Here is a 22,038-nt window from a genome sequence, read left to right on the forward strand (position 1 = left end):
TCAGGTATGAAACGCGTACTGATTGTTGATGATGCCGCCACCGTGCGACTTTATCACCGCAAGATACTGACCGATGCCGGTTTGAGCGTGGACGAGGCCGTGAATGGTATCGAGGCGCTGGAAAAGGCCATGCAGTCGCCCTACGACCTTTATATCGTCGACATCAACATGCCCAAGATGGACGGATATACCTTTGTACGGACCTTGCGTGCCGACCTGAGCCTGATGCAAAGCCCGGCCATCATGGTGTCCACCGAATCCAAGGAAGGTGATGTAGTGGTGGCCTATATGGCAGGCGCCAACGGTTACATCATCAAGCCGGCCAAACCGGTGGAGCTGACCTTGCTGACACGACTGTTACTGGGGGAGCCTGACTGATGAACAACCCTTTACTTGAACAGTTTGTGCAGGAGGCACGCGAAGGGCTGGAAACCATCGGCCGTGCCTTGCTGCAACTGGAGCATGCTCCGGATGACAAGGAAGTCATCAATGCCCTGTTCCGTAGCATCCATACGCTGAAAGGCAATAGCGGGCTGTTGGGACTGACACCATTGGCGGGGGCTACCCACCATGCCGAAGACCTGCTGGACCAGGTACGCAACGGCGTACTGCCTTTTGTGGCCGACTATGCAGATATCTTGCTGGAGTGGGCCGACTTCGTGTCCGACTGCCTGGACGATCTGGAAACCGGTGGCGAATTGCAAGTACTGCGGGATGACAGAGCCGCGCAGATTGCCACTGCCCTGAAAGGCTGTCTGGGGCAGGCCGGCCCGGCGGTGCGTCCAGTTGAGCCACAGAGCCCGGCCGTGGTTGCCGACTGGTTGCAATCCTTTCCCGCCAACGTGCTTGAACAGGAAAAGCATGATGCTGCCCGTGAGAGTCATCCCCTGAGTGCCGTGCATTATCAGCCTGACAGTGAATGCTTTTTCAGTGGGGAAGACCCGCTATTGCAGTTGCGCCAGGTAGAGGGTTTACGCTGGCTCGACATTCAACCCGTCAGCCCCTGGCCCGACATGGCGGAACTGGACATCTATCGTTGCAATCTGGAAATCCGCTTTCTATGCCGCATGGACGGTCAGGCACTCAAAGAGCTGTTCCGCTACATGGCCCCCTATACAAAGGTGCGGCAATTACAGGGCTCGACATTCCGCCCGGTTTTCTATCTGGATGAAGCCGAATCTGACCCGCGTCCCCTTTCAGAAGAAGAGCACACGGCCTGGTTAAAGATTGTTGAAACGCAGCGCAAGATTCTTGAACTGCCGGCGGATACGGGTATCTGGGAAGGGCGTTTGCAGTCCGTGGTGCAGACCCTGGCCAATCTTTATCGCTATCAGCAGTCGCAACCCATGCTGGAAGCGCTGTCCCAGGCCTATGACCGGTGCATCGAGCTCAAGAGCGCCGAACCTGTCTTGCGTTTGCTGCGCGGCGGAGATGGTAATCCGGCAGGTTTCGTCGATGGCACCAGCAGTGCCCTGGCAGGCAGTGCTCCCGTTGCCGGCCCGGTGCAGGAGGATGCTGGCCGGCGGACGGATGAATCTGCTGAAAAGGCCAGCCGGGTACTCAAGGTCAGCCAGGAAAAGGTAGACCGGCTGATGGACCTGATCGGCGAAATGGTGGTGGCCAAGAATGCGCTGCCATACCTGGCTGGAAAGGCGGAAAACCAGTTCGGCAACCGCGAATTGGCACGCGAAATCAAATCCCAATATCTGGTGATCAACCGCATTGCCGAAGAAATGCAGGATGCCATCATGCAGGTACGCATGATGCCGGTGGGCACCATCTTCCAGCGCTTCCCCCGCCTGGTGCGTGACTTGTCGAAAAAACTGCACAAGCAGGTGGAGCTGGTTCTTGAAGGAGAGGACACCGAAGCCGACAAGAATGTCATCGAGCGGCTTGCCGAGCCGATGATCCATATCCTGCGCAATAGCCTGGACCATGGCATCGAATCACCCGAGGCCCGTCTTGCTGCCGGCAAACCCGCCCAGGGTTGCATCCGCATCAGTGCCCATCAGGAGGCAGACCGGGTCATCATCCAGATTCGAGATGATGGCAAGGGGATAGATCCGGCCCATGTGCGGCGCAAGGCCATGGAAAAGTCATTGATCGATGCTGCCAAGGCTGAAAGCCTGAGCGATGCGGATGCAATCCAGCTGATTTTCCATCCCGGATTTTCCACGGCGGAGCAAGTTTCCGACCTGTCCGGGCGGGGTGTGGGCATGGATGTGGTGCGCTCCGCCATTGAAGCCGTGCATGGCAGTTTCCAGCTGGAAAGCAAGGTTGGAGAGGGCACCTTGTTGCAACTTGCTCTGCCGCTGTCCATGGCCGTCACCAATGTGATGATTATCGAGTCTTCCGGGCAGATCTTCGGTGTGCCGATGGAAATGGTGGTGGAAACCGTCAGGGTTGCGCGAAGCCAGATCCGTCATTTCAAGCACAATCGCTCCACCGTGTTGCGTGGCCGTATTGTTCCCCTGTACGGCCTGAATGCCTTGCTGGCGCTGGATGAGGAGCAGATGGCCAACGAGCAGGACGAGCTGGCGGTTCTGGTGCTGCGCATGGGTGCGGAAAACGTAGGCATTGTCGTGGATGAGTTCCGCGAAACCGTGGACATCATTCTCAAGCCCATGGAGGGCATCCTGGCGCAACTGTCCGTGTATTCGGGTACGGCCCTGCTGGGAGACGGTACCGTCCTGATGGTGATCAATCCCAAGGAGTTGCTGCTATGCCTCTGATTTTTGAAGGGCGCTCTGCCCGTTTGGTCGGACAGGTTGGTGTCGAAGATGCCGAGACACTGTTGGTCTGGCTGGCAGACCAGGAAGCCGCAACAGTCGATCTGGAGGATTGCGAGCACATTCATGCCGCTGTGTTCCAGGCATTGCTGGTCAGCCGTATCGAGCATTTCAAGCCACCACGTGATGGATTCATGGCCGGCTATGTATTTCCCTTGTTGCAGCGTGAAAGGAGTGAGGCATGAAAACCATTCTGCTGGTCGATGATTCCGCAACCATGATCATGAGCTTGCGCCAGACCCTTGAGATGAGTGGCTTTACCGTGGTTACTGCCGCGGATGGTGTGCAGGGTCTGGACAAACTGAAGACCGGGTTGCGCCCTGACTTGATGATTACCGATATCAACATGCCGAACATGAATGGACTGGAGCTCATCAAGGAAGCCAGAAAGTTGCTGCGCTTCACCCCTATTCTGGCACTGACTACCGAAACCCAGCAGGCCAGTCGGGATGTGGCAAAACAACATGGGGCCACCGGTTGGCTGGTCAAGCCCATTACTGGCGCGGATCTGCTCAAGGTGATTCGCCAGGTGCTGCCAGGAGCCTGAACATGATGCGTGAAACAGAACCTGCCCCTGACCCGCGCGCGAAACTTGCTCTCGTGCGTTGGGCATGTCTGGCGGTGGTCCTGCTGGCCACAGTCCTGCTGAGCTGGTCGGGCAGTGTCAGCTGGTACATGGTGCTTGCTGAAGGTGTGGTGCTGGCTGTCTGCCTGCTGACCGAACCGCGTGTCTCCACACCGCCCGTACCGGTGCAACAGCAAGCAAATGATCAGCAGACTGAAAAGGTAGCCACTCAGCTGCATGCATATGCAGACCTCAACGGTTTCCTGCAAGACCAGCTCAAAGACATAGAGCGCACTACGGAAGCCGCAGCCATCGGCGTTATGGAAGGGTTGCAGGGTATAGAAGAGACAAGTCGACAGATTGTCTCGGAAACCGGCAACTTCCTGGAGCATGCATCCGGGCTGGTGGCATCGTCCCGCCAGGAAGCCAGCATGAATCGTGAATCCATCACCGAGCTGGGCAATATGCAACGAGAAAGAGCCACGCGGCAACAGGAAGAACAGTCGCGTATTGCCAAGGTTTCTGTTGAGGTGGAGCGGCTGCAACCCTATGCCGAACTGATCCGCAAAATAGCCAACCAGACCAATTTGCTGGCACTGAATGCAGCCATCGAAGCCGCACGTGCCGGTGAACATGGCCGCGCATTTGCGGTGGTGGCAGATGAAGTGCGCAACCTATCGGTCCAGACTGACAGTGCCGCTGCGCAGATTACTGATGGTATTGCTGCGGTCACCGCTGCGATTGCGGCAGAACTGGAACAGATCATGCGTATGGACCTGCATGAACGCGAAGGTGAAAAACTTTCCCTTATTTCCAGTCAGTTCCTGCAAATGAATGACCACCTGGCCGCGGTGGTGCAGGAGCAGCAAGGCTTCACCTCTCATGTGCATGCGGCAGTACAGGCCATTGCCGGTGGCGTGGGGCTGGCACTGGAGAAAATGCAGTTTCAGGATATCGTGCGGCAGCAACTGGAGCACTTGGTGCGCGTTGCTGCCAGCTCGGCTGAGCACCAGCAGCAAATGGCCGCGAGCATCAAGCAGGGTGTGGATATGACAGTGAGCGATATCAGCACCATTGTCCGGCAGCTGGGGGAGGGGCATGTAATGCATGTCCAGCGCGAGGACTTTTCCAGAAGGATGGGCGGGAAAGTCGAAAATGAGGCCCCAAAGGTCGAACTTTTCTGATGGTGCCACATGGAAACGTCCAGACTATCCAGGGTAAGACATCACCACCGTCAGGCTAGTCAGGATGGCGCGCAGCAGAGCAATATTCCCTTGCGTCTGGCGGGAATGATTGGACGGGATTGCAGCCCGGCGGATTTCTTTGCCTTGCTTGGGGACGAACTGGCCGCGGTGTGTCACGCGCGGCATTGGTCTTTGCAGGTTCCCGGTCCGGTCGGGGGCACATGCATCTACACACATGGGGATGCTGCGTGGCCTGAAACGGGCATCCAGTCCTGTCCGGTGGTGCTGACCGGCGGACGGTGCGGCCTCTTGCTGCATGATGGTGAGGAAACCATACCGCCAGATTCTATGTGGCTCGGCTGGCTGGCCTTGTGTGAACAGCTGGCTTCGGACAGACAGCGTCAGCAGCATGCAGAGCAGTTGCAACGCAATTTGCTGCAGCTCAGTGAGGCACTGTTCATCGCCGTACCCGTACCGTTATTGCATATTGATGCATCAGAAACGATTTTGCGCATCAACCCCTCTGGCAGACACTTGCTGTGTGCAGATATTGAAGTCGTCAACCAGCTGTCCGAGTGCTTCCCGGAGCCGGAAACATACCGTGCCTTGCAAGAGATCATCCGGCAAGGATTCGCAGGTGGCGAAGCATTCCGATTTGAAAGAACCATGCGCTGCATGGACGGTACTGAGCGTAGTCTGATTATTGACGGGCAACTGGTACGGGCGGGGGCAGCGTTTGGCGGCATGATTCTGTCAGTGACTGACATGAGCCATTATCACCAGATAAATGTCAGTCTCGATGCAGCCAGGAAGCAGGCAGATCTGGCCAGTCAGGCCAAGTCTTCATTCCTTGCCGTGATGAGCCACGAGTTTCGCACACCGATGCATGCCATCCTGGGCATGCTGGAGCTGCTGTGCATGGGTGAGCTGGATGAAGAGCAGCGGGATTATGCCCAGGAAATTGAAACCGCAGCCAACAAGCTGTTGGGCATGATTGACGATGTGCTGGCCTGGACCCGCCTGGAAACCGCGTCCATCCGCGCTGATGCGCAAACATTTTCCATCAATGGATTGATGGATGAACTGTTGCCCAGCTGTCGATCTGCTGCGGCGGCAAAGCAGCTGGATGTGCGCTACAGCAACAAGCTTCCAGCTGATGTACTGATCAAGAGTGACCGGCGCTACCTGGGGAAAAGCATTGCCGAGCTGCTCGATAATGCAGTTAAGTTCACCAGGGTTGGCCAGGTATCAGTCAGCCTGGATTGCCTTACCACTACGACTCAGGATGAGCTGGTGATAAGGATTGAAGACAGTGGCATCGGCATGAGCAAAAGCGAGCTTGCCAGAGTAGGTGAGCTGTTTACGCAAACTGACGGTAGTACTGCCCGCTCGCATGATGGCCTTGGCCTGAGACTGGCATTGGCACGGTCGCTGATTGGCTTGCTGGGCGGAACACTGCAACTGGAATCCAATAGCACAGGCGGCATCAGTGCCACAGTGCAAATCCCCCTGCGTCAGGGAGAAAAAATATCAATCCAGCCGGGAGGGAAGGACCACCCGGTATTGATGATTGCACCGTCCGCCATGCTGGCAGATGTGGTCGGCCATTTGTTGCAGGAAAGAGGAATGCAGCTGACGCTGGCAACGACACTCGAAGATGCCGCATTGATGATCAGCAGTCTTCAGCCGAGGCGAATCATTTACTGCGCTCAAGCGGATGACAGCATGACTTTTGCCGGTAGCAGGCTGTCACGCTTGTTGTCAGAGACGGAGCAGTCATCATTATGGGTTCTGGCAGGCAAGCAAGCCGTTCCGCCACAGTCCGGAATTCTTTCCTTTACCGATGAATTGGACCTGATGCGGACGATTTGTCGGGAGTGGCCGGCAGAGTGCCGCCGCTTTACTGTAGACCACCATGCGCTCGTCGCCTTGTCAGGCGCAGACGTGGTGTGTGAGCAAGAAATACTGACCATGTTTCTGGAAGACAATGCGGATGACCTGAAACTGCTGTGGCCAGCGTTGTCAAATTGCCGCCTGTCCGAGGCCAGGGCCTTGCTGTCCCGAATAGCCACTGCCTCAAGTCAGATAGGGGCTCATCAGATGAGTGAAGTTGCACAAGCATTGCATGACAAGCTGGTGTGTCCATTGCAGCAGGAGGAGCATGCTCAAATTGCTGCTTTATATGCACTGCAGTGTTCTGGAGAAGTGCTTGCTGGCAAGGCCTGAATCAGCTGCAGGTCGTGCAGATTTCTTAATGGCCCTGAGGACTGTATTCAAATTTGGTTAATGGCATGACCTGTATTTAAGTGGAATCAGGCATATCTCTTTGAAATACGCACAGACCGCTTTGGTCACGAGGTGAGTAAAAAATTAGGTTAATTCTTTTATCTTGCCAATACCGTGGCACCTAAATAATTTTACGAAGCGTGAATGCATATACTACAATGGGATAGAAGACTTCTACACAAAGGCTGTCGTTTTAGTGTGTAGAAGTATGAAAAGTGCCAAGAAAATAAGGGGATTTTGTGGTGAAATTCGGAATCCCCCCCTCTCCGCCAAACACCCCTAAAGTGTTGTTTTTACAGTAAATTCAGGTTCTGCAAGGCTTATTTGCCCCTGAGTTCTACACAACACTCCTACACATTGGCGATAAGAGTGTAACGTCGCGGATTGTTTTGCACACTGTAACTTTGCGGCAGTTTTGGCACTCGTTTGCACTTTAATTGTCACCGCCAATTTGCAGGGTTTTTGTCACTATTTGCGCTTCTTTTGTCACCGGTACGCAAAAATATAACGCTTCCTTACCGCTACTTTTCCCTGTGATGGAGGAGGGTAGTCAAGTCCTGGTTCTCCGTGCTCTACCACTACCTGAAATGAAAACATCCTGGCTGAAGGCAGGGTGTCATGTTGGTTGTCGACTGCTTTCGACCCATTGCGGTTTGCTGCAGAGGCGGACGTTCAACGGTGTGGCAGAGCATCCAAAAATACCTGTTGAGTACCGCCCGCCGGTATGACCCAGCCCAAGATTCACGCGGTGACACCTGAGCTAAACAGTGAATTGCCTGTCACCGTCTCTGGTCTCCACAAACCGGCATCACCATTGTGCCCCCCAGCAACCGTTCTGTGGGCCTCAGTGCCTTGAAGAATGAGAGGGTACTGGGCGATGTCTGTTGGTGCTGGCGACCGTTAGAACTGTGGCAGGGTCATGAGTCAGAACAGGTCTGGTTCTGACTCCGGTGTCAGTTGCTTCTCCAGGAACTCAAGCTTCGCTAGAAGTTCGTCAAAGGTGACTATGTCCACGTCCCTGCACGCGTTTCGGAACACCTCAAAGCTGCGCAGTTTACTCGGATCAGTGGGGATGCGGCCTGCGACGACCACGCACTTGATGACATCTGCACCGGACAGGCGCAGGGCTGGGGTGTCATTCAAATGAGTCATCCAGCGTTGCCTAAGCTCGCTCTGCTGAAACAGCACCTGGGTCACTGCACCGGAGAGATCCGAAGTCGGACCAAAGACCTCCTGACCGCGGTAGGCTGTGCCCTGCAGCAAGGCCGTCTCCGGCGTTTTGATTTCAACTATGGCAAGTGCTTGACCATATTCCTTGAACAGGAAGTCGCCGATCTGAGCACCTGCACCTGTCAAGGTGGAACCCTTTGCATGGAATTGCGTATGGGTCAGCTCGACGGGCCGCGCAAAGGCCAAGCTCAGGACGAACTTGTTCTGTTCAAAGAACGTCTGCCAGTGCGGTTCCGTGAGTTTGCCGGCAAGCTTCGCCTTGAATGCCTCGATCATCTTTGCGAGCGTCACCCGTTCAATCTCGGCGTGTAGCGTCATCAGCTCCTGGGGAGCTTCGGTGACTAGCTCACCGAGCTGCTTGCGCACGGCCTGCACGTTGGATCGACGCTCGGCGCGTTCCCGGGCCGCAGCCTGCTTCGCGCTCTCGCGTCGAACCTCGACCAGGGGCGTCTTCACCTGCACGATTCGACGGAATCGTTCGGGGTCAAGCCTTGTCAGCAAGTCGTCGTGCACGATGCCCTGCTTTGTTTGACGAATCAGTTTACGGCCATTCGTCGTGACCCGATTGAAGGCGCGACGCAGCTTGTCGACTTCCTGAGTGCTAATCGAAATCACGCCGTCTTTGGCGTGCATTTCCGGGTGTCGACTGATCACGAGGTCATCGGCGCCCTGAATCCGCGATAGGCTTTGCCACATCGGGTCAAGGTGCTTGTTCAGACCGAGGCCATTGCCCGGAGGGTCAAAGATACCCCAGGCTAAGCGCAATTCAATGTGCGACGCTGCAGCCTCAGCGTCATCCGGCAACTTGTCGTCGTAGTCATCGACGTAGATAACCGTAGTGAAACGTCCGTTCTTGGGCGTCAGGTAGCGTTGTGCGTGCGGATTTACATGGATCGGCCGCATGATGATCTTGTTCGGAAAGATAGTTGCCAGCAGCGGCCAGTCTTCCTTAGGCATTTCGTGCCAAGTTCGAGTCTGAGCGTTGGCGAGCCTGTACGTTCGCAGGAAGAGCTTTCGTGCAGGCTCGGTGCCCTCGGTCGCTGCTTCAAGGTGGAAACTCGCTTCCAGTACGTCGCCATCACTAAACGGCTGCGGCGCGACCGCAGCTCCACCCGTCCCATTTGCCATTTTGCAACCCTTCGTCCGAGTCGTTATCTACTGCTGGCGAGTATAAGCTATCGAGTGTCGATGCTAGTTCCTGGCCGGCCTCGAATCTCACTTGGTCGATCATGTATTTCGGCCTAAAAGGCCGCAACTGGCCTCGAGCAGTCCTATGTCGCCATTAAGCGAACACCCGCACCTATCCGATACCCGTCACCTTACTCCTAATCCACAATGCATAAAAGGGGGCCTCCGCCCCCTTCGTCCTGCTTACCCTCCCTCCCTACACATAAGTCCCCCTCAGCTTCCGGGCGATCCATTCCACGACTTGCGGCACAACGGCGTTGCCGGCAGCTTGAGCCTCTGCAAAGTTGGTCGCATCCAGTCCGAGGCAAAGCCCATGATCGCGAGACGCTCTGGCCCGGTCAGCCATCGAATCCCATCCACCGGCTTGAGCGACGAGGCCTGCGCCATTGATAGGGATCTGGCTGGCAGCTTGTCCGGCAAGTAAAGTAGGGAAAGGCTTGAGCCCGGATTGTTGCGCTGGCGGCGTGCCAGGAACTGCTGCCACTGGGCTGGCGTCAGCCAGCAGCTCGATGGGGGGCTGTTCGTGAAGACCGGCAATAATGAATACGCGACGGCGTTTTGTGGGGACTCCGAAGCATGAAGCATCCAGCACCCGCCAGCATCCCAGATACCCGCATTCGGCAAGCGTGGAAATGACTGTCTGGAAATCCTGGCCATCTCGGCAAGAGAGCAGCCCCGTGACGTTTTCAAGGACCAGCCAGCGAGGTTGTAACTCACGGGCGAGGCGGCAGACTTCAAAGAACAGGCCAGAGCGCTGGCCGGCCAGGCCTTGCCGGGCACCCATGGTGGACAGGTCCTGGCAGGGAAAACCGCCGACCAGGACATCAACAGCGCTGAGGTTGTGGACTCCGACGGTGCGCACGTCGTCGAACTGGCGGGCATGGGGGAAACGGTCGGCGAGGACGGCGCGGCAGACGGGGTTGATTTCGACTTGCCAGGCGGTGGTGAAACCGGCGTTTTCAAAGCCGATGTCGAAGCCGCCGATGCCGGCGAACAGGCTACCGATGGTGGGGTGTGGGCCATGCATGTGCATCCTTTGCAGTGGCGTGCGATGACGCGCTGGCAGGAGGCTCGGCGGCCTTCAGGTGATTGTGTGCCCGGCAACGCGGGCATTTGATGCTGAGGACCAGCACGTGGCCCTCAGCGAGTTTGCGGCCGCAATGGCCGCAGCGGATTTCGGGTAGTGACATCGGCAAGGTGGTCCGGGACCGTTTAACCGTTAGACTGTCCGGGCTTTCTGCGCAGAAAGTGGCAGCCTTGGGGTGACTTGCAGGTATCGTCTGCGGGTCAGCTGGCCGGGTGGGTGTTGGTAGCACCCATCCGGTCGCTGTCTCTCAATAATGCAGGGCCGTCTAATCAGGCCAGTCGATGTGCATGGGGTAAGCCGGCTGCTCCGGTACGCGGGCCAGTAGCACGCGGCGGCGTTTTAACGTGGCAAGGCTGCTTTTCTCGCTGTCGGTGGCCATGTTCAGGTCGATGGCATCCTGCAGCGGAACGATGGCGCTATCTACCTCCTTGCGTCGCCGGGCGAGTTCTGCAGCAGCAGCGGCTGCCGCATCCTCGCGCTGTGCATCTTCGTCCAGCTTCCATTTCGCTTGGTCATGATCCCAGCACATGAACTGCCCTGGCGGTGGTGTCGCGGTGAGCCAGTCAGGCAGTGGCCCCAGACCATGATAAACCTGTGCTGCAATCGTCTCGCCAATGCTGTAGGGCGTACCGTCAGCCTGCCAAAGCGGGATTTGCCGATGTTCATCCTGCAATTGCCAGGCACCGTCCACAAATACCGCTACCTTGTCATCCGCTTCCGGCGGGGGCAGTGCGGTGGCATGGGCGGGAATCAGCCAGACTTCATCTTCCAGTGGTGAAGGGTCGGCTTCGCCGGCAAACAGGTAGACGGCAGTCAGCGGGTCGTAGTGATAAATATGCATGGTCTGTCCTTAGAACTTGATGCAGGCGAGCAATGCGATGTTGCGTGGGCGGGTTTCAATCCCTCCGGTACGTCCGGTAGAACCAGGGAAATTGCGTGGCCACGATCCCCCTTGGGAAACGTAATCATCGGGTGTCGAAGAGCTAGCGCTGCCAACAAAGCGATACTCGTGATAGTGCGACCGGAGTTCATCCGCTTGCGCGCTGCCGAACAGCCTGCCGGGATCAACACTCCGCCCATCATCAAAGCCGCGCACGAATTCACCACGCAAATCCGGCAGGTTGAACGTTGATGCACCATCGCCTGCGCCAAAGGTGGTGCCGATGGCAGCAAACAGGTTGGCGTAGGCACTACGCGAGAGGGCTGCGCCATTGGCTTTGAGATAACCCGGTGGCGCACTGCTGCGGGCAAAGAAACTTACGTGACCGGCAGGTACGGTGGTGGCGATGTCATCCAGGGTCGCACCGGACTGCCAGGCCGACCAAGTGTCGTTGTATTGGACCCGCCACCACAGCCGCTTGCCCTGAAAGTCCTGATAGAGCTGATAGACCATGGTGTCTGAGGCATAGACCGACAGCATGCCCGCAGTGGGTGTCGGGTAGTTGCTGCCACTGGCGGCATTACTATTCAGTGACTGGTGATACCAGCCGGTGCTGATAATGCCGTCCAGATCCACCTTTGCGCCCAGCAGCGGTTTGAGGGGCAGCGCATCGGTAATGCCATACCCTGCCAGTGTGGTGGGGGTCTTGCTGACGTCCGCCCACGCGTGGCCATGTTTGAGTGGCGCGGCCGCATCGCTCACCAGCTTGGCAATCGCCAGGCGCAGTTGGTCGGTTTTTGCGGCATCCAGCTTGATGCCGGCCGCCTCGATCACGCTCACCAGCTCACCCTGCATGGCATTCAGCCAGGCGGCGGTAACGATGGTGCCCAGCGCGCCGCTGGACGGGTCGCCATCGTGAAACAGGTTGTCCGGGGTGTTGATCTTCTGCATTCAGCCCTCCTGAAAGGCGAAGTAGACAAAGGTGTGGGCGGGTTTCAGCTCGCGGAACACGGTTTCAATCACCGGGTCGCCAAAGCTGGCCAGCGCCTCGCCCGCAGTGGACTGGCCAGCGCGGAAACGCCAGGCCTGCACCTGGGCGGCATGCACCACCACCTGCCACACCCACAGGATGTCGGCCACCTGCAGCATGTCGCCGGCCCGGTTGATGCCAGCGCGGAAAGGCTGTGGCTCGACGATGTCGATGCGGTAACCCAGGCTGCTGGCCAGCCGCTGGAAGTAAGGGATGCTCAGTCCGCCAGTGGCCGCCAGCTTGGCCAGCACCGCCTGCAGCCGCTGCTGATAGCCCGCGCCGCTGGGCGGAGTGAGTCCACACACACGCTCCCAGTCCGGCAAGGTGTATTCGGCAAAGAAGGGCGAGATGGCCGCAGCCGCCTGCAGGCCATCCCGCTCGGCCACATCCAGAGCCCGGCCTTCGGCCTGCAGCTCGATCTGCAAGGGCTGGGCGTTGCGGGCATAGGATTGCGGTGGCAGCAGTAGTGCCAAAAGCGTGGCGTGGCTCATGGCATGGCCTTGATGTCGAGTCGGCCCAGCCGCAGCCATTCCACCCGCTGCTCATTTACCAGCGGCTGCACATTGGCGGCGGGCAGCACAATGCGGCGGTCCACCACCCCAGGCAGGCTGGAGGCCAGCGTTTCCAACTGGCTGCGGACCAGCAGCTGACCAGGGGCCAACTGGTCGAAACGGGTGTGCAACTGCGGTGTCAGCTGCAGCCGGGCTTGTTCCAGCGTCAGGCCGGACAGCGCCAGTTGCAGCTCCACATCCACCAGCCGCACCGTGGGCGCGGCCACCAGGCTGTGCCTGGCGGTGACCGGGCGCAGTGCGTCGATATGCGTCTGCACTGCGGCCAGCGTCTCCACCGATGGCAGGCCACCGGCTGAGGTAATGATGATGTCCACCGTACCCAGCCCACGCCGTAGTGGGTAGACATAGGCCGCCGATACGCCCGGCACTTCCAGCGCCCAGCGCCGGTAGTCATGCACATTGCCACCGGCCGGCGGGCGGCGGATCAGGTCCAGCAGACGGGCGAGCAGCTCAGCATCGCTTTCTTCCTCCACGCCGCCACGCATCTCAGTCAGCACAGCAGCCGATTGCACACCGGGTGGCGGGGCCAGCAGCTCCAGCCGGGCATCGTCTGGCGCATTGCCTGCCAGCCCGGCCTGCATGGCGGCGGCGGCCAGTGTCGCTGTGCCATCGGCTCCGATCAGCCCGGCCTCACGGCTGACATACAACTGGTCGCCCCACTTGCCCTGCACCCCGGCGGCGACGGGGCTGCCGGGATTGCCCCGCAACAGCATGCGGCCGCTGGCGGTGACGGCAGGCTTGGGGGCCAGGCCACGCAAGCGGGCATGCAGCAGCAAATAATCATGATCGGCGGTGTCGGGGAAGATCTGCCGCACCATCCATGCCTGATGCTGGTACAGGCCTTCCACCGCACTGGCCACCGAGGTGGCGCGGATGAAATAGTCGGAATCCGCGCCGACATCGGCCTCCGGCAGCAGGTTGCGGATATCGCGCAGCATGTCGGCGCGAATCTGCGCCATGGTGAGCAAGGGATAAGCCATCAGCCGCCCACCCGTACCGGATAACGGAAGGTCTGCAACGCACCGCTGGCAGCGGTAACGGCAATCAGCAAAACCAGCCAGCCGGGCCGGGGCCGCTGGCTGTCTACCGTAATGCGGCTGGCACGCCCGTCCTGCAACAAGGGGGCCAGCGCCTGCTCGGCATACTGCCGTGCCAGCGTGTCGATGCGGCTGAGGTCTTTTGCCCGTTGCAGCTCATGCAGGCGTGAGCCGAGTGAGGGGTCTGCCCACCAGCTGCCCAGCGGCGTGGCCAGGCGCAGGTAAACGGCATTGGCCAGCGTGCTGGTACGGCTACCGGCATAGCTGGCGGTGTGGGGGTCGAGTAAAGCGTCCATGCCCCGATTGTCGGGGCATGGTGGGAGGCGGGGTTAGCTGAGGGGGTTCAGTGGGTGTGCTTGTGGGACATCGCGCTGAACGACCAGTTTTCTAGTTTTTCATGGGATAAGTAGTTTTCAACAAGTACTGCCCAAGATGGACCAATCACTTTCCACTTAGCCTCTCTCTCAGGAATTTTTGCAGCTAGGTTGGTAAGCATATCTACGCTATTCGCTAGAGGCGAATTCGCAGAGGATGTAGCCTCCTGCAGCATTGCTTGGTTTCGTTGTAAAGCATCTTTCCATGTGGACAAATTTGAACGAATTGCCACGATGTACTCGATAGCTGACTTTACAGCCAATATGCGTCCAAGACGCTCAAAATATGAATCTTCTGCTAGGTCGATCCAGTCACTAACTTTTAGCAGGAAGCTCTCAACTTCACTGCTATTTTCAAAGCGTGGGAAGTCCGTTAGGAACTTATCTGAAGAATGAAAGGATAAAAATAAAATATCAACGCACTCTTCGCGATCAATGCTAAGAAGCCAATCAATAAGAGGCTTTTGAGGTTGCATATCCATAAGTTGCACCATTTGTTAATGAAAAATGATACTAACATGTCAGATTGTGTTTCAGGTTGGTTCGCCTGTCACCCCGCCTGAATCCCCCGGATGTTTGTGTTTGCGCAAACTCACCCCACCCGCCACCACATCTCCATCGGTCTGGTAGCTGCCACCTTCCTGCCGCACATCCCCGCTGAACACCGCGCCATCACCCCCTTTGATGGCCATGCCGCCTTGGCCCGTTAGTTGCTGGCGTACCATGACCTGGCCGGTAAATTCGGCCTGTGGGCTATCAAAGCGCATGCCTTCCGTAGCGGTGAGGGTAAAGGTTTTGGTCGTGCCTGCTATCTGGCCGTCTTTAAATACTGAATCGCCCCGGCTTCTCTAGACACTCTTGAGCCGTTGGAAATATTGCTTCTCAAACTCTACCGGCGATAGCCCGTTTGCGGAACCATGCCGGCGTTTCGGGTTGTAGAACATTTCGATGTAATCGAAGATATCCCGCCGGGCCTCCTCCCTGTCGTGATAGGTTTTGCGCTTGATGCGCTCCCGCTTCAGCAACTGGAAGAAACTCTCTGCCACGGCATTGTCGTGGCAGTTCCCACGCCGACTCATGCTGGGCACCAAGCGATGAGCTTTCAAGAAGTCCTGCCAATCGTAGCTACTGAACTGACTTCCTTGGTCGGAATGCACCAGTACCTCCTGCTTGGGCTGACGTCGCCATACCGCCATCAACAGGGCATTCAGCACCAGCTCTCTATCGATACGTGACTGCATCGACCAGCCAATCACCTGCCGCGAGAACAGGTCCAGCACCACCGCCAGGTACAACCACCCCTCATGCGTGCGGATATAAGTGATGTCGGTCACCCAAGCTTTATTCGGTTCATTCACGGTGAACTGGCGTTGCAGGTGGTTAGGTGCCACCACTGCCGGGCGGCCACGGTAATGCCCAGGACGCCGGTGGTAACCCGTCTGCGAACGTAAGCCTTCCTGCTTCATCAGCCGAGCCACACGATGTTTGCCACAGCGCTCTCCCTGAGCCTGCAAGTCGTCATGCACCTTGCGATAGCCATAGACACCGCCACTTTCGAGCCACGCCTGCTTGATGTGCTCCAGCAAGCGCTGGTCTTCACGCGCTCGTGGTGAATGCGGGGATGCTTTCCAGGCGTAGTAGCCACTGGGATGCACCGACATAACACGACACAGACGTCGAATAGGGAACTGCTGTGCATGGGCCCGGATGAAGGCATACCTTACCCGGACTCCTTGGCAAAGTATGCGGCGGCCTTTTTTAGGATGTCGCGCTCCTCGGTGACCCGTTTGAGCTCTGCCTTGAGACGTCGGATTTCGGCTTGCTGGTCTGCGGGTTCGGCCGGTTGGGCGCGCTTGGGGTCGAAGCGTTTCAGCCATTGATACAGGCTGTGGGCAGATACGCCGAGACGGCTGGCGACTTCGGCCACTGGGTAACCACGCTCGGTTACCTGTTTGACTGCTTCAATCTTGAACGCTTCGGGGAAACGCGGCTTGCTCATGACACCTCCTTGTGGGGCCTAGTGTGAGGCTCGCGAAGTGTCTAGGAAAGGAGGGGCGATTCATACAAAGGTATCGCCGAAGGCGTTAAACACCGCCGTTTCGCCGGGGGCCAGGCCCTGCACGCGGAACTGGCCGTTTTCGGTGGCGATGATGATGCCGTGGCTGGTTTTGCCGCCCAGCGGTAGCACCACGACGGCGGTGCCGGGCGGTGGGTTGCTGCTGAAGCCAAACTGCTGGAACAGCTCCAGATCGGGCAAAGGCTCGTCGGCCAAGCCCTCCACCTGTGCCAGTTGGCTGGCAGCACCGTTGCTGGTGAGTCCCAGCACGCCACGGAAGGCCTGGCGGATGCCGGCCAGCGCACGGCTGATGCGGCGGTCGATGTCTGGGGTCATGGCTGGCCTTTGCTGAGGGTATTAGGGCGGCTGACATCCACCGCCACCAGGGTTTCGCTGGCGCTGCTGTTCTTGCCACGGCGGTGGCTGCGCTGGTGCGGGTGGGCGTCCAGTACCCAGGCTCCGTCTTCTTTCAGGGTGAGCAGGGTCTGGCTGGGGCGGCCACGGCCACCGCTAAAGCGGCGCGCCATCAAAAAGTAAATGCCGTTGATGTCGTGCGGCTCGCTCAATACATGCAGGCGCTGGCCTGGCGTCCACAGCAGGCCAGCGCTGGTGCGGTGGCCCTTGACCGTGGCTTGCAGGGTGGTGCCTTGCAGGCGCGAGTCCGACAGTATCTTGCGTGCCCGGGCGCGGGCAGCGGCCAGGCTGTCGGCGTCGTGGTCGATGACAATGCGCGGGCGGTACACGCTGACGCTGCTATCGCGCTCCACCACCTTGATGGCGTGGCGGCCGGCCTGCAACGCGCTGCCATGTGACTGGCCCAGCACGGTGATGTCCGAGTAACGCCCGGCCATGCTGCGCACCCGATGCAGGCGCTCCACATTATTGCCCTGGCCATCGCGGCGCAGGATCAGGCTGGCCACCGGCGGGCGCTGGTAGTCTGGCCCGCCAATCACCAGCGTGCCGTCCGGCTCGAACCACGGCCACAGGCCGTTGGCCTCGGCCGCATTGCGCAGGGTGTCCCAGGCGCTGTCGCCGGGTTCGACGCTGACTTTTTCGCGGGTGAGGCTGAGCGCCGCGTCGATGCGAATCTTGCTCAGCCCCAGCGGCTTGACCACCTGGGCGACGATGTCGGCCAGCGTGGCCTGGCGACGGGTGAAGATGGGCGAGGAGCAGTCCACCAGCACCGCCGCATCATCGCGCCCACGCAGGGTGAGGCTGTGCGCGCCGTGCTCTATCGGGTCCTCGATGTCGTCGATGCGTCCGCTCAGCACCAGGTCGCGGCCAATGCGCAGTTGCACTGCCGCGCCTTCTTGCAGCGCTGCCGGCAGGCGGCCATCGGGCAGGCCCAGTTGCAACTGCCAGGCGTCAGCCGGGGTCAGCAGATCAGAGTCGATCTCGTAGCTGCTCCATGTGTGATGGGCCTTGCCAGCCAGCAGCAGGCTGACGATGTGGTCGGCAGGCACGGTATCAGCGGGCGTAGGCATTGAGCAGGTCTCCGGCGTGCAGATGGTTGGGGTTACGTAGTGTGGGGTTTAGGCGGGCCAGCTCAGCGGCACGGCGGTAATCGCCATACCAGGCAAATGCCTGCAGGTGCAGATTGCCGTCCTGCTCCACCCGGCGCTGGATCAGGGGCGGGGCCAGCGCAATAACGGTGCGCGCCGCTTCCTGCACCGCCAGTGCCGTGTCTTTTAACGCCTCAATCACCGGGCGTGCCTGCTCCAGCGGGTAGGCTGACTGATGGCTGGTGATGCCAGCTTGAAGTAGCTGGCGCACATCGTTGGCCATGGTTTCCAACTGCGGCGGGGTAAGCGTGGGCTGCTCGGCCTGATCGGCCAGCAGCTCACTGGCGGTGCTGGCCAGCGTGCTGGCGGTCAGCAACTGCACCAGGGCAGTGAGCTGGGCCACGTCTTGCGCACGCGCGGGCAGGCTTGGGGCTGGAATGGCGTTGTCAGTGCTGGCGGGCGGCAGGCTGTTGACCGGTGATGTGGCATCACTGGTATTGGACGGGCTGGCCAGTTGTGCCGGCAGCAGCACGATGCGGTCCAGCTGCCGGGCCAGGCTGTTCCAGTCGCTGGCGATGGTGTCGGTGTCGAAGCCGCGCAGGTCCACCAGCCCGTCCAGCAGCCCCACCAGCTCCGCAGCAAAGGCACGGGGGCTGTCGAGCAAGCCGGCCCCGGCGACCAGACCATGCAGCTGGCTGCGCACTGCCGCCAGCGTGCCGGTCATCACAGCGCCCAGCGCCTGCAAGGGGGCGAGTTGGCCTTGCCATTGCTGCAACCGGGACAATGCCTGCTCGAACACGGCAATGCCAGCCAGGCGGGCAGCATCCGCCTGCAAGGCCAGGCCTTGTGCCTGCTGTGCCGGTAGCTGTTGCACAAAGAAAGGCTGGCTGGGCGTGGCTTCCTTGAAGGCCAGCTCTACCGTGCAGTAATCCACCTCCTCGGCGGAGTGACGGACGACATGGCGCAGCAGCTGCATGCGCGCCATGCTGCCGAATACCGGGTGAATCAGCTCGCCATGGCCGGGTTCATCCAGCACCGCCAGAAAAGCCTGCAAGCGGCTGTCGTAATCGTCACCAAAAAACACCGCCGTCAGCCGCAGCTGGCGCGCCTTGCGCCCCAGGTCTTCCACGTCCTCGCCGTCTATATACGGGTAGGCATGGCTGGCGGTATCGCGCTCGGCCTCGTCCTCGGTTTGCAGGCAGTCGAACACCAAGCCGCGGAAGCTGGCGTCCAGTAGGTTATTCTTCCAGGACATCAGTTTCTCCTCAGCATCAGGCTGTTGGCCTGGTTGACGGCGGCCACGATATTGCCGTTCTGAACATCCACCGTGACATGCAGCGGAATGGGCTGCTGGCTGGTTTGCTGCATCTTGTCGGCGGCCAGGTTCATCTTGCTGGAGGCATCGACACTGGCTTGCAGCAGTGCCAGCGGCGGCATCGGGGCCGGGGCGTTAAAACCGGACTGGGCAATAGGGGCACCGGGATCGGGGGCGTTGCGTTTGATGGGCGTAGGTGCCAATTGTTTTGCATCCTGGTCTCCGTGAATCAAATCGTACAGCCAGGTGCCCAGTGTGCGTTCCTTGCCATTATTCGTAGCAGTCAGCGTCTTGGTGATGCCAGTATTGATGAGACTGCCGATGCCATAACCCACCGCGCCAGCTGTGGCCACCGGTAATGCTCGCAGAGCGATCTGACCTGCATTGCGGACAATGCCACCACCGCCACTACCACCCCCAGGCAAACCAGGTATCCCGCCCTTGCCAATCAGCGCCAGCGGAATGGCCGCAGCGGTGGCTGCGGCAGCCAAGGCCCCCGCTGCGGTACCGGCAGCCACCAGGGCGGTGGTCAGGCCAGGGTATTCCTGGGCGTACTGCACCAGCTTGCCTGCGGCATCTCCCAGTGCCCCGTTCAGTCCCTCCATGGCTTTCTGTGTGGCAATGGCCCGTTCATTGGCAAGCTGCTCGGTTTTAAACGCGGGAGTAGAAGCGATCAGATCAAAATTGGCCTGGCCGGTGCCTGCAGCATTGGGCAAGGCTTTTTCGATGTCCTGCATGTAGTCGCGATTGTTCATGATGGCCACCAGAGCCATCAGGGCCTGGCGGTCCTGAATCAGCTTGCCAATGGCTGAGCCCTGCAGGATGTCGCCTTGGGATTTCATCAGCTCCAGGCGGGCATCCTTGTCGGTGGTGTGCTTGAGTTTGTCCTGAATGGCCTGATAGCGTTTGTCGCCCCCGATGACTTTTTCAGTCAGGCCGATAAAGCTGTCCAGTGCATCCATCCCTTTTTCGCGGCCACGGGCCAGGGTTCCGGACAGGTCAATACCTTGTTCGCCCCTGCGCTTTTCGCGGAAGGTGGTGGCGCTGATTTTGGCGGCATCGCGGGCCGTGTCCTGGCTGTTGATCTTGGTGAGGAGGTTCACCAGGTTGTTGCCAGCTTCGTCCTTGGTGCCGGCGGTGATGACAGCAGCCTGGTTGGCCGCCAGCAGCTTTGCCATGCCATCCTTGCCGGTGATGCCGCTGAGTTTGGCTGCTGCCATTTGCTGTGGCAGCCATTTGGCCATGTCCGGCAGTTCAAAGCCACCTTTCTGGCCTGCCATGATGGCTTGGTCCAGGATGAAAGAGACTTCCTGCGGCTTGATGCCCATGGTCTGCATGGCACGGATGGCGATATTGCCCAGCAGCTTTGGATCGGCTCCGGTGCCGGTGGCCATCATCTGCAAGGTGGGTAGCAAGCTGCTGGCCGTCTTGATGTCCATGGCCCCGGAGGCAATCAGGTTGTCCAGGGTGCCGGCCGCCTCTTCGCGAGTGCCACCACCATGACGCACGGCGCTGTTGATGGTGTTATCCAGTTCGACCATCCCTTGCTTGCGGCCCGACAGATTACGGTCGGCATAGGCGGTATTGGCCATCATGGCCAGCCGACGTTCATAGCCCATGGTCTGTTTCACCGGGCCGGACAATACCCGCGCACCGACTGTCACCCCCGCTGCGACTGCTGCCAAGCCCTTGGCCCCGGCAATCAGCTTGCTCTGCTGCCTCTCCACGCCCTGCATTTCCTGTCGCAGCTTGCCCACCTTGTCACGCATGGCGTCATAAGCGCGGGCCTGTTCGCGGGCGGACAGGCTGCCGCTGCGGCTCAGGCGCTGGTAGGCAGCTTCGGTCTGGGCGATTTCGCGCTGGATGGCGCGCTCAGCGCGGATGCCCAGGGTTTCGCGGGCGCTGGCCATGCGCTGGCTTTCCCGCGACAGGCCGACCACCGCCCGTTCGGCGCGCTGGCTTTCCTGGCTGATGGTTTGCAGGGCGCGGCCCACGGTGCGCGACATGTCGTCACGCGCCTTGAGGGTGAGCGCCAGTTCCATATTGCGGCTCATTTAACGGGTTTCCTGCGCAAGGAGGTAATGCGCTGCGTCTGGCTGCGGCTGCCGGTCTTGTGGCCATGCAGCCGGGCCAGGGCGGCCAGATAACCGTCCAGCTGCGCCTGGTTCAGCTGGCGGATGGCGGATTCGCTGATGCCGTAGCGGCCAAGGGCAAGGACGGTGAGTCGGTAGCCGGCAAGCTGCTGCTCGGCTGCCTGCGCTTTTTTTTGAGGGCGTCGCGGGCACTGGCCAGGGTGTCGAAGTCGTCATCCACCAGGCGGCTGACCAGCGCAAAATCCAGCTGCTCGGCCGGAATGTTGCCCAGGCTTACCAGGCAGCTGGCCAGCATTGCGGTGTTGATGCGGATATTGGAAGCCACGCCGTGCTGCTCAATGGCGGCAATATTGTCACCGATGGTGGGCAGGCGCAGGGTGAAGTCGACATGCAGTTGGCCAGAGCCTTCTGGCCATTCCACGCCGTATAGCAGTTGTCCGGATTCGGTCATCATCATTCTTCTACCTTGCGTAAGGCCTGCAGCTTGATGTCGCGGCGGGCTTCGTTATCGACACTGTATTTCTCGCCCACCTCGGTGCTGAAGCAGTCCAGATAGCTGGTGCGCTTGCCGCCTGGGCTGAGCGGGTAGACGGTGAGTTTTTCGCCTTCGATGCCGTCCCAGTCCAGGTCCCCGGACAGCGGGATGGCCACGGTGGCGGCCAGGTCGTATTCGGCAATACCCTTGGCAAAGCCCTTGGCGCGGCCGGTCTTGTTCATGGTCTTGACTAGCTTGCGGCCGGTCTTGCCGGTGACGGACAGGTCGATGACTTCCACCTCCTGGCCATTCACTTCCAGCACGATGGCCCCGGCGTATTCTTCCAGCATGGTGTGCTCCTGGTATTAGCAGCGG

23 protein-coding genes are annotated in these 22,038 nt (G+C 59.4%); 6 read left to right on the top strand and 17 right to left on the bottom strand.

Annotation, left to right across the window (positions count from 1 at the left end; all coding sequences use genetic code 11):
• The first annotated feature begins 6 nt into the window (after positions 1-6).
• Genes DLM_RS06255 through DLM_RS06280 form a run of 6 tightly spaced genes read left to right on the top strand, consistent with a single transcriptional unit; the run spans position 7 to position 6,764 of the window.
• Positions 7-378, top strand: coding sequence for a response regulator (locus DLM_RS06255; protein ID WP_089085449.1), 372 nt, complete (start codon positions 7-9; stop codon positions 376-378).
• Positions 378-2,732 carry a chemotaxis protein CheA gene (locus DLM_RS06260; RefSeq protein WP_089085450.1) on the top strand — a complete coding sequence of 785 codons (2,355 nt, stop codon included), beginning with the start codon at positions 378-380 and terminating at the stop codon, positions 2,730-2,732. Before DLM_RS06255 ends, DLM_RS06260 begins: the two co-directional genes overlap by 1 nt.
• A complete protein-coding gene (locus tag DLM_RS06265; RefSeq protein ID WP_089085451.1) occupies positions 2,723-2,974 on the top strand; it encodes a hypothetical protein in 252 nt (83 codons plus the stop codon). The genes DLM_RS06260 and DLM_RS06265 overlap by 10 nt, the downstream gene beginning before the upstream one ends.
• Entirely contained in the window at positions 2,971-3,336 is a 366-nt protein-coding gene (locus DLM_RS06270) for a response regulator (RefSeq protein WP_089085452.1), read from the top strand. Before DLM_RS06265 ends, DLM_RS06270 begins: the two co-directional genes overlap by 4 nt.
• Positions 3,337-3,338: 2 nt before the next feature.
• Positions 3,339-4,538: a methyl-accepting chemotaxis protein gene (locus tag DLM_RS23840; protein WP_119313207.1), complete on the top strand. Its 1,200-nt coding sequence runs from the start codon at positions 3,339-3,341 to the stop codon at positions 4,536-4,538.
• A gap of 9 nt (positions 4,539-4,547) precedes the next feature.
• A complete protein-coding gene (locus DLM_RS06280) occupies positions 4,548-6,764 on the top strand; it encodes a sensor histidine kinase (protein ID WP_089085453.1) in 2,217 nt (738 codons plus the stop codon).
• Between the two features lie 984 nt (positions 6,765-7,748).
• On the opposite strand, the gene DLM_RS06285 is transcribed toward DLM_RS06280, so the two are convergent.
• From DLM_RS06285 to DLM_RS06365, 17 genes are all read right to left on the bottom strand, one after another.
• Positions 7,749-9,182: a Shedu immune nuclease family protein gene (locus DLM_RS06285; protein ID WP_089085454.1), complete on the bottom strand. Its 1,434-nt coding sequence runs from the start codon at positions 9,180-9,182 to the stop codon at positions 7,749-7,751.
• Positions 9,183-9,438: 256 nt separating this feature from the next.
• Positions 9,439-10,269 (bottom strand): DNA cytosine methyltransferase, encoded by an 831-nt coding sequence (locus DLM_RS06290; protein ID WP_231960101.1) that lies wholly within the window; start codon positions 10,267-10,269, stop codon positions 9,439-9,441.
• Entirely contained in the window at positions 10,241-10,432 is a 192-nt protein-coding gene (locus DLM_RS06295) for a Com family DNA-binding transcriptional regulator (protein WP_089085497.1), read from the bottom strand. The genes DLM_RS06290 and DLM_RS06295 overlap by 29 nt, the downstream gene beginning before the upstream one ends.
• Positions 10,433-10,594: 162 nt before the next feature.
• A complete protein-coding gene (locus DLM_RS06300; RefSeq protein ID WP_089085456.1) occupies positions 10,595-11,170 on the bottom strand; it encodes a tail fiber assembly protein in 576 nt (191 codons plus the stop codon).
• A 9-nt stretch (positions 11,171-11,179) separates the two neighbouring features.
• Positions 11,180-12,160, bottom strand: a complete 981-nt coding sequence (locus tag DLM_RS23625) for a tail fiber protein (protein ID WP_089085457.1) — start codon at positions 12,158-12,160, stop codon at positions 11,180-11,182.
• On the bottom strand, positions 12,161-12,730 hold the full coding sequence (locus tag DLM_RS06310; RefSeq protein ID WP_089085458.1) for a YmfQ family protein: 570 nt from the start codon (positions 12,728-12,730) through the stop codon (positions 12,161-12,163).
• Positions 12,727-13,791, bottom strand: a complete 1,065-nt coding sequence (locus DLM_RS06315; protein WP_089085459.1) for a baseplate J/gp47 family protein — start codon at positions 13,789-13,791, stop codon at positions 12,727-12,729. Before DLM_RS06315 ends, DLM_RS06310 begins: the two co-directional genes overlap by 4 nt.
• Positions 13,791-14,144: a phage GP46 family protein gene (locus DLM_RS06320; protein WP_089085460.1), complete on the bottom strand. Its 354-nt coding sequence runs from the start codon at positions 14,142-14,144 to the stop codon at positions 13,791-13,793. The genes DLM_RS06315 and DLM_RS06320 overlap by 1 nt, the downstream gene beginning before the upstream one ends.
• A 47-nt stretch (positions 14,145-14,191) precedes the next feature.
• Positions 14,192-14,704 (bottom strand): hypothetical protein, encoded by a 513-nt coding sequence (locus DLM_RS06325; RefSeq protein WP_145985778.1) that lies wholly within the window; start codon positions 14,702-14,704, stop codon positions 14,192-14,194.
• Positions 14,705-14,755: 51 nt separating this feature from the next.
• On the bottom strand, positions 14,756-14,989 hold the full coding sequence (locus DLM_RS06330) for a hypothetical protein (protein ID WP_167467046.1): 234 nt from the start codon (positions 14,987-14,989) through the stop codon (positions 14,756-14,758).
• 81 nt (positions 14,990-15,070) lie between these two features.
• Positions 15,071-16,221 (bottom strand): IS3 family transposase gene (locus DLM_RS06335; protein ID WP_119313209.1). Its coding sequence is split into 2 segments (ribosomal slippage): positions 15,071-15,984 and positions 15,984-16,221, totalling 1,152 coding nucleotides; the frame shifts between segments, so codons are not numbered across the junction.
• 60 nt (positions 16,222-16,281) lie between these two features.
• A complete protein-coding gene (locus DLM_RS06340; protein ID WP_089083875.1) occupies positions 16,282-16,614 on the bottom strand; it encodes a phage baseplate assembly protein V in 333 nt (110 codons plus the stop codon).
• Positions 16,611-17,762 (bottom strand): phage baseplate assembly protein, encoded by a 1,152-nt coding sequence (locus DLM_RS06345; protein ID WP_089083876.1) that lies wholly within the window; start codon positions 17,760-17,762, stop codon positions 16,611-16,613. Before DLM_RS06345 ends, DLM_RS06340 begins: the two co-directional genes overlap by 4 nt.
• On the bottom strand, positions 17,746-19,035 hold the full coding sequence (locus DLM_RS06350) for a DNA circularization protein (protein ID WP_089083877.1): 1,290 nt from the start codon (positions 19,033-19,035) through the stop codon (positions 17,746-17,748). The genes DLM_RS06345 and DLM_RS06350 overlap by 17 nt, the downstream gene beginning before the upstream one ends.
• Complete coding sequence (locus tag DLM_RS06355; RefSeq protein WP_089083878.1) at positions 19,035-21,149, bottom strand: phage tail tape measure protein; 2,115 nt, start codon at positions 21,147-21,149, stop codon at positions 19,035-19,037. The genes DLM_RS06350 and DLM_RS06355 overlap by 1 nt, the downstream gene beginning before the upstream one ends.
• Positions 21,150-21,261: 112 nt before the next feature.
• Positions 21,262-21,645 (bottom strand): hypothetical protein, encoded by a 384-nt coding sequence (locus DLM_RS06360; protein WP_089083879.1) that lies wholly within the window; start codon positions 21,643-21,645, stop codon positions 21,262-21,264.
• Complete coding sequence (locus tag DLM_RS06365; protein ID WP_045847861.1) at positions 21,642-22,013, bottom strand: hypothetical protein; 372 nt, start codon at positions 22,011-22,013, stop codon at positions 21,642-21,644. Before DLM_RS06365 ends, DLM_RS06360 begins: the two co-directional genes overlap by 4 nt.
• Between the last annotated feature and the right edge of the window lie 25 nt (positions 22,014-22,038).

Origin of the sequence: Aquitalea magnusonii (assembly GCF_002217795.2) — a bacterium.
Lineage (GTDB): Bacteria > Pseudomonadota > Gammaproteobacteria > Burkholderiales > Chromobacteriaceae > Aquitalea > Aquitalea magnusonii_B.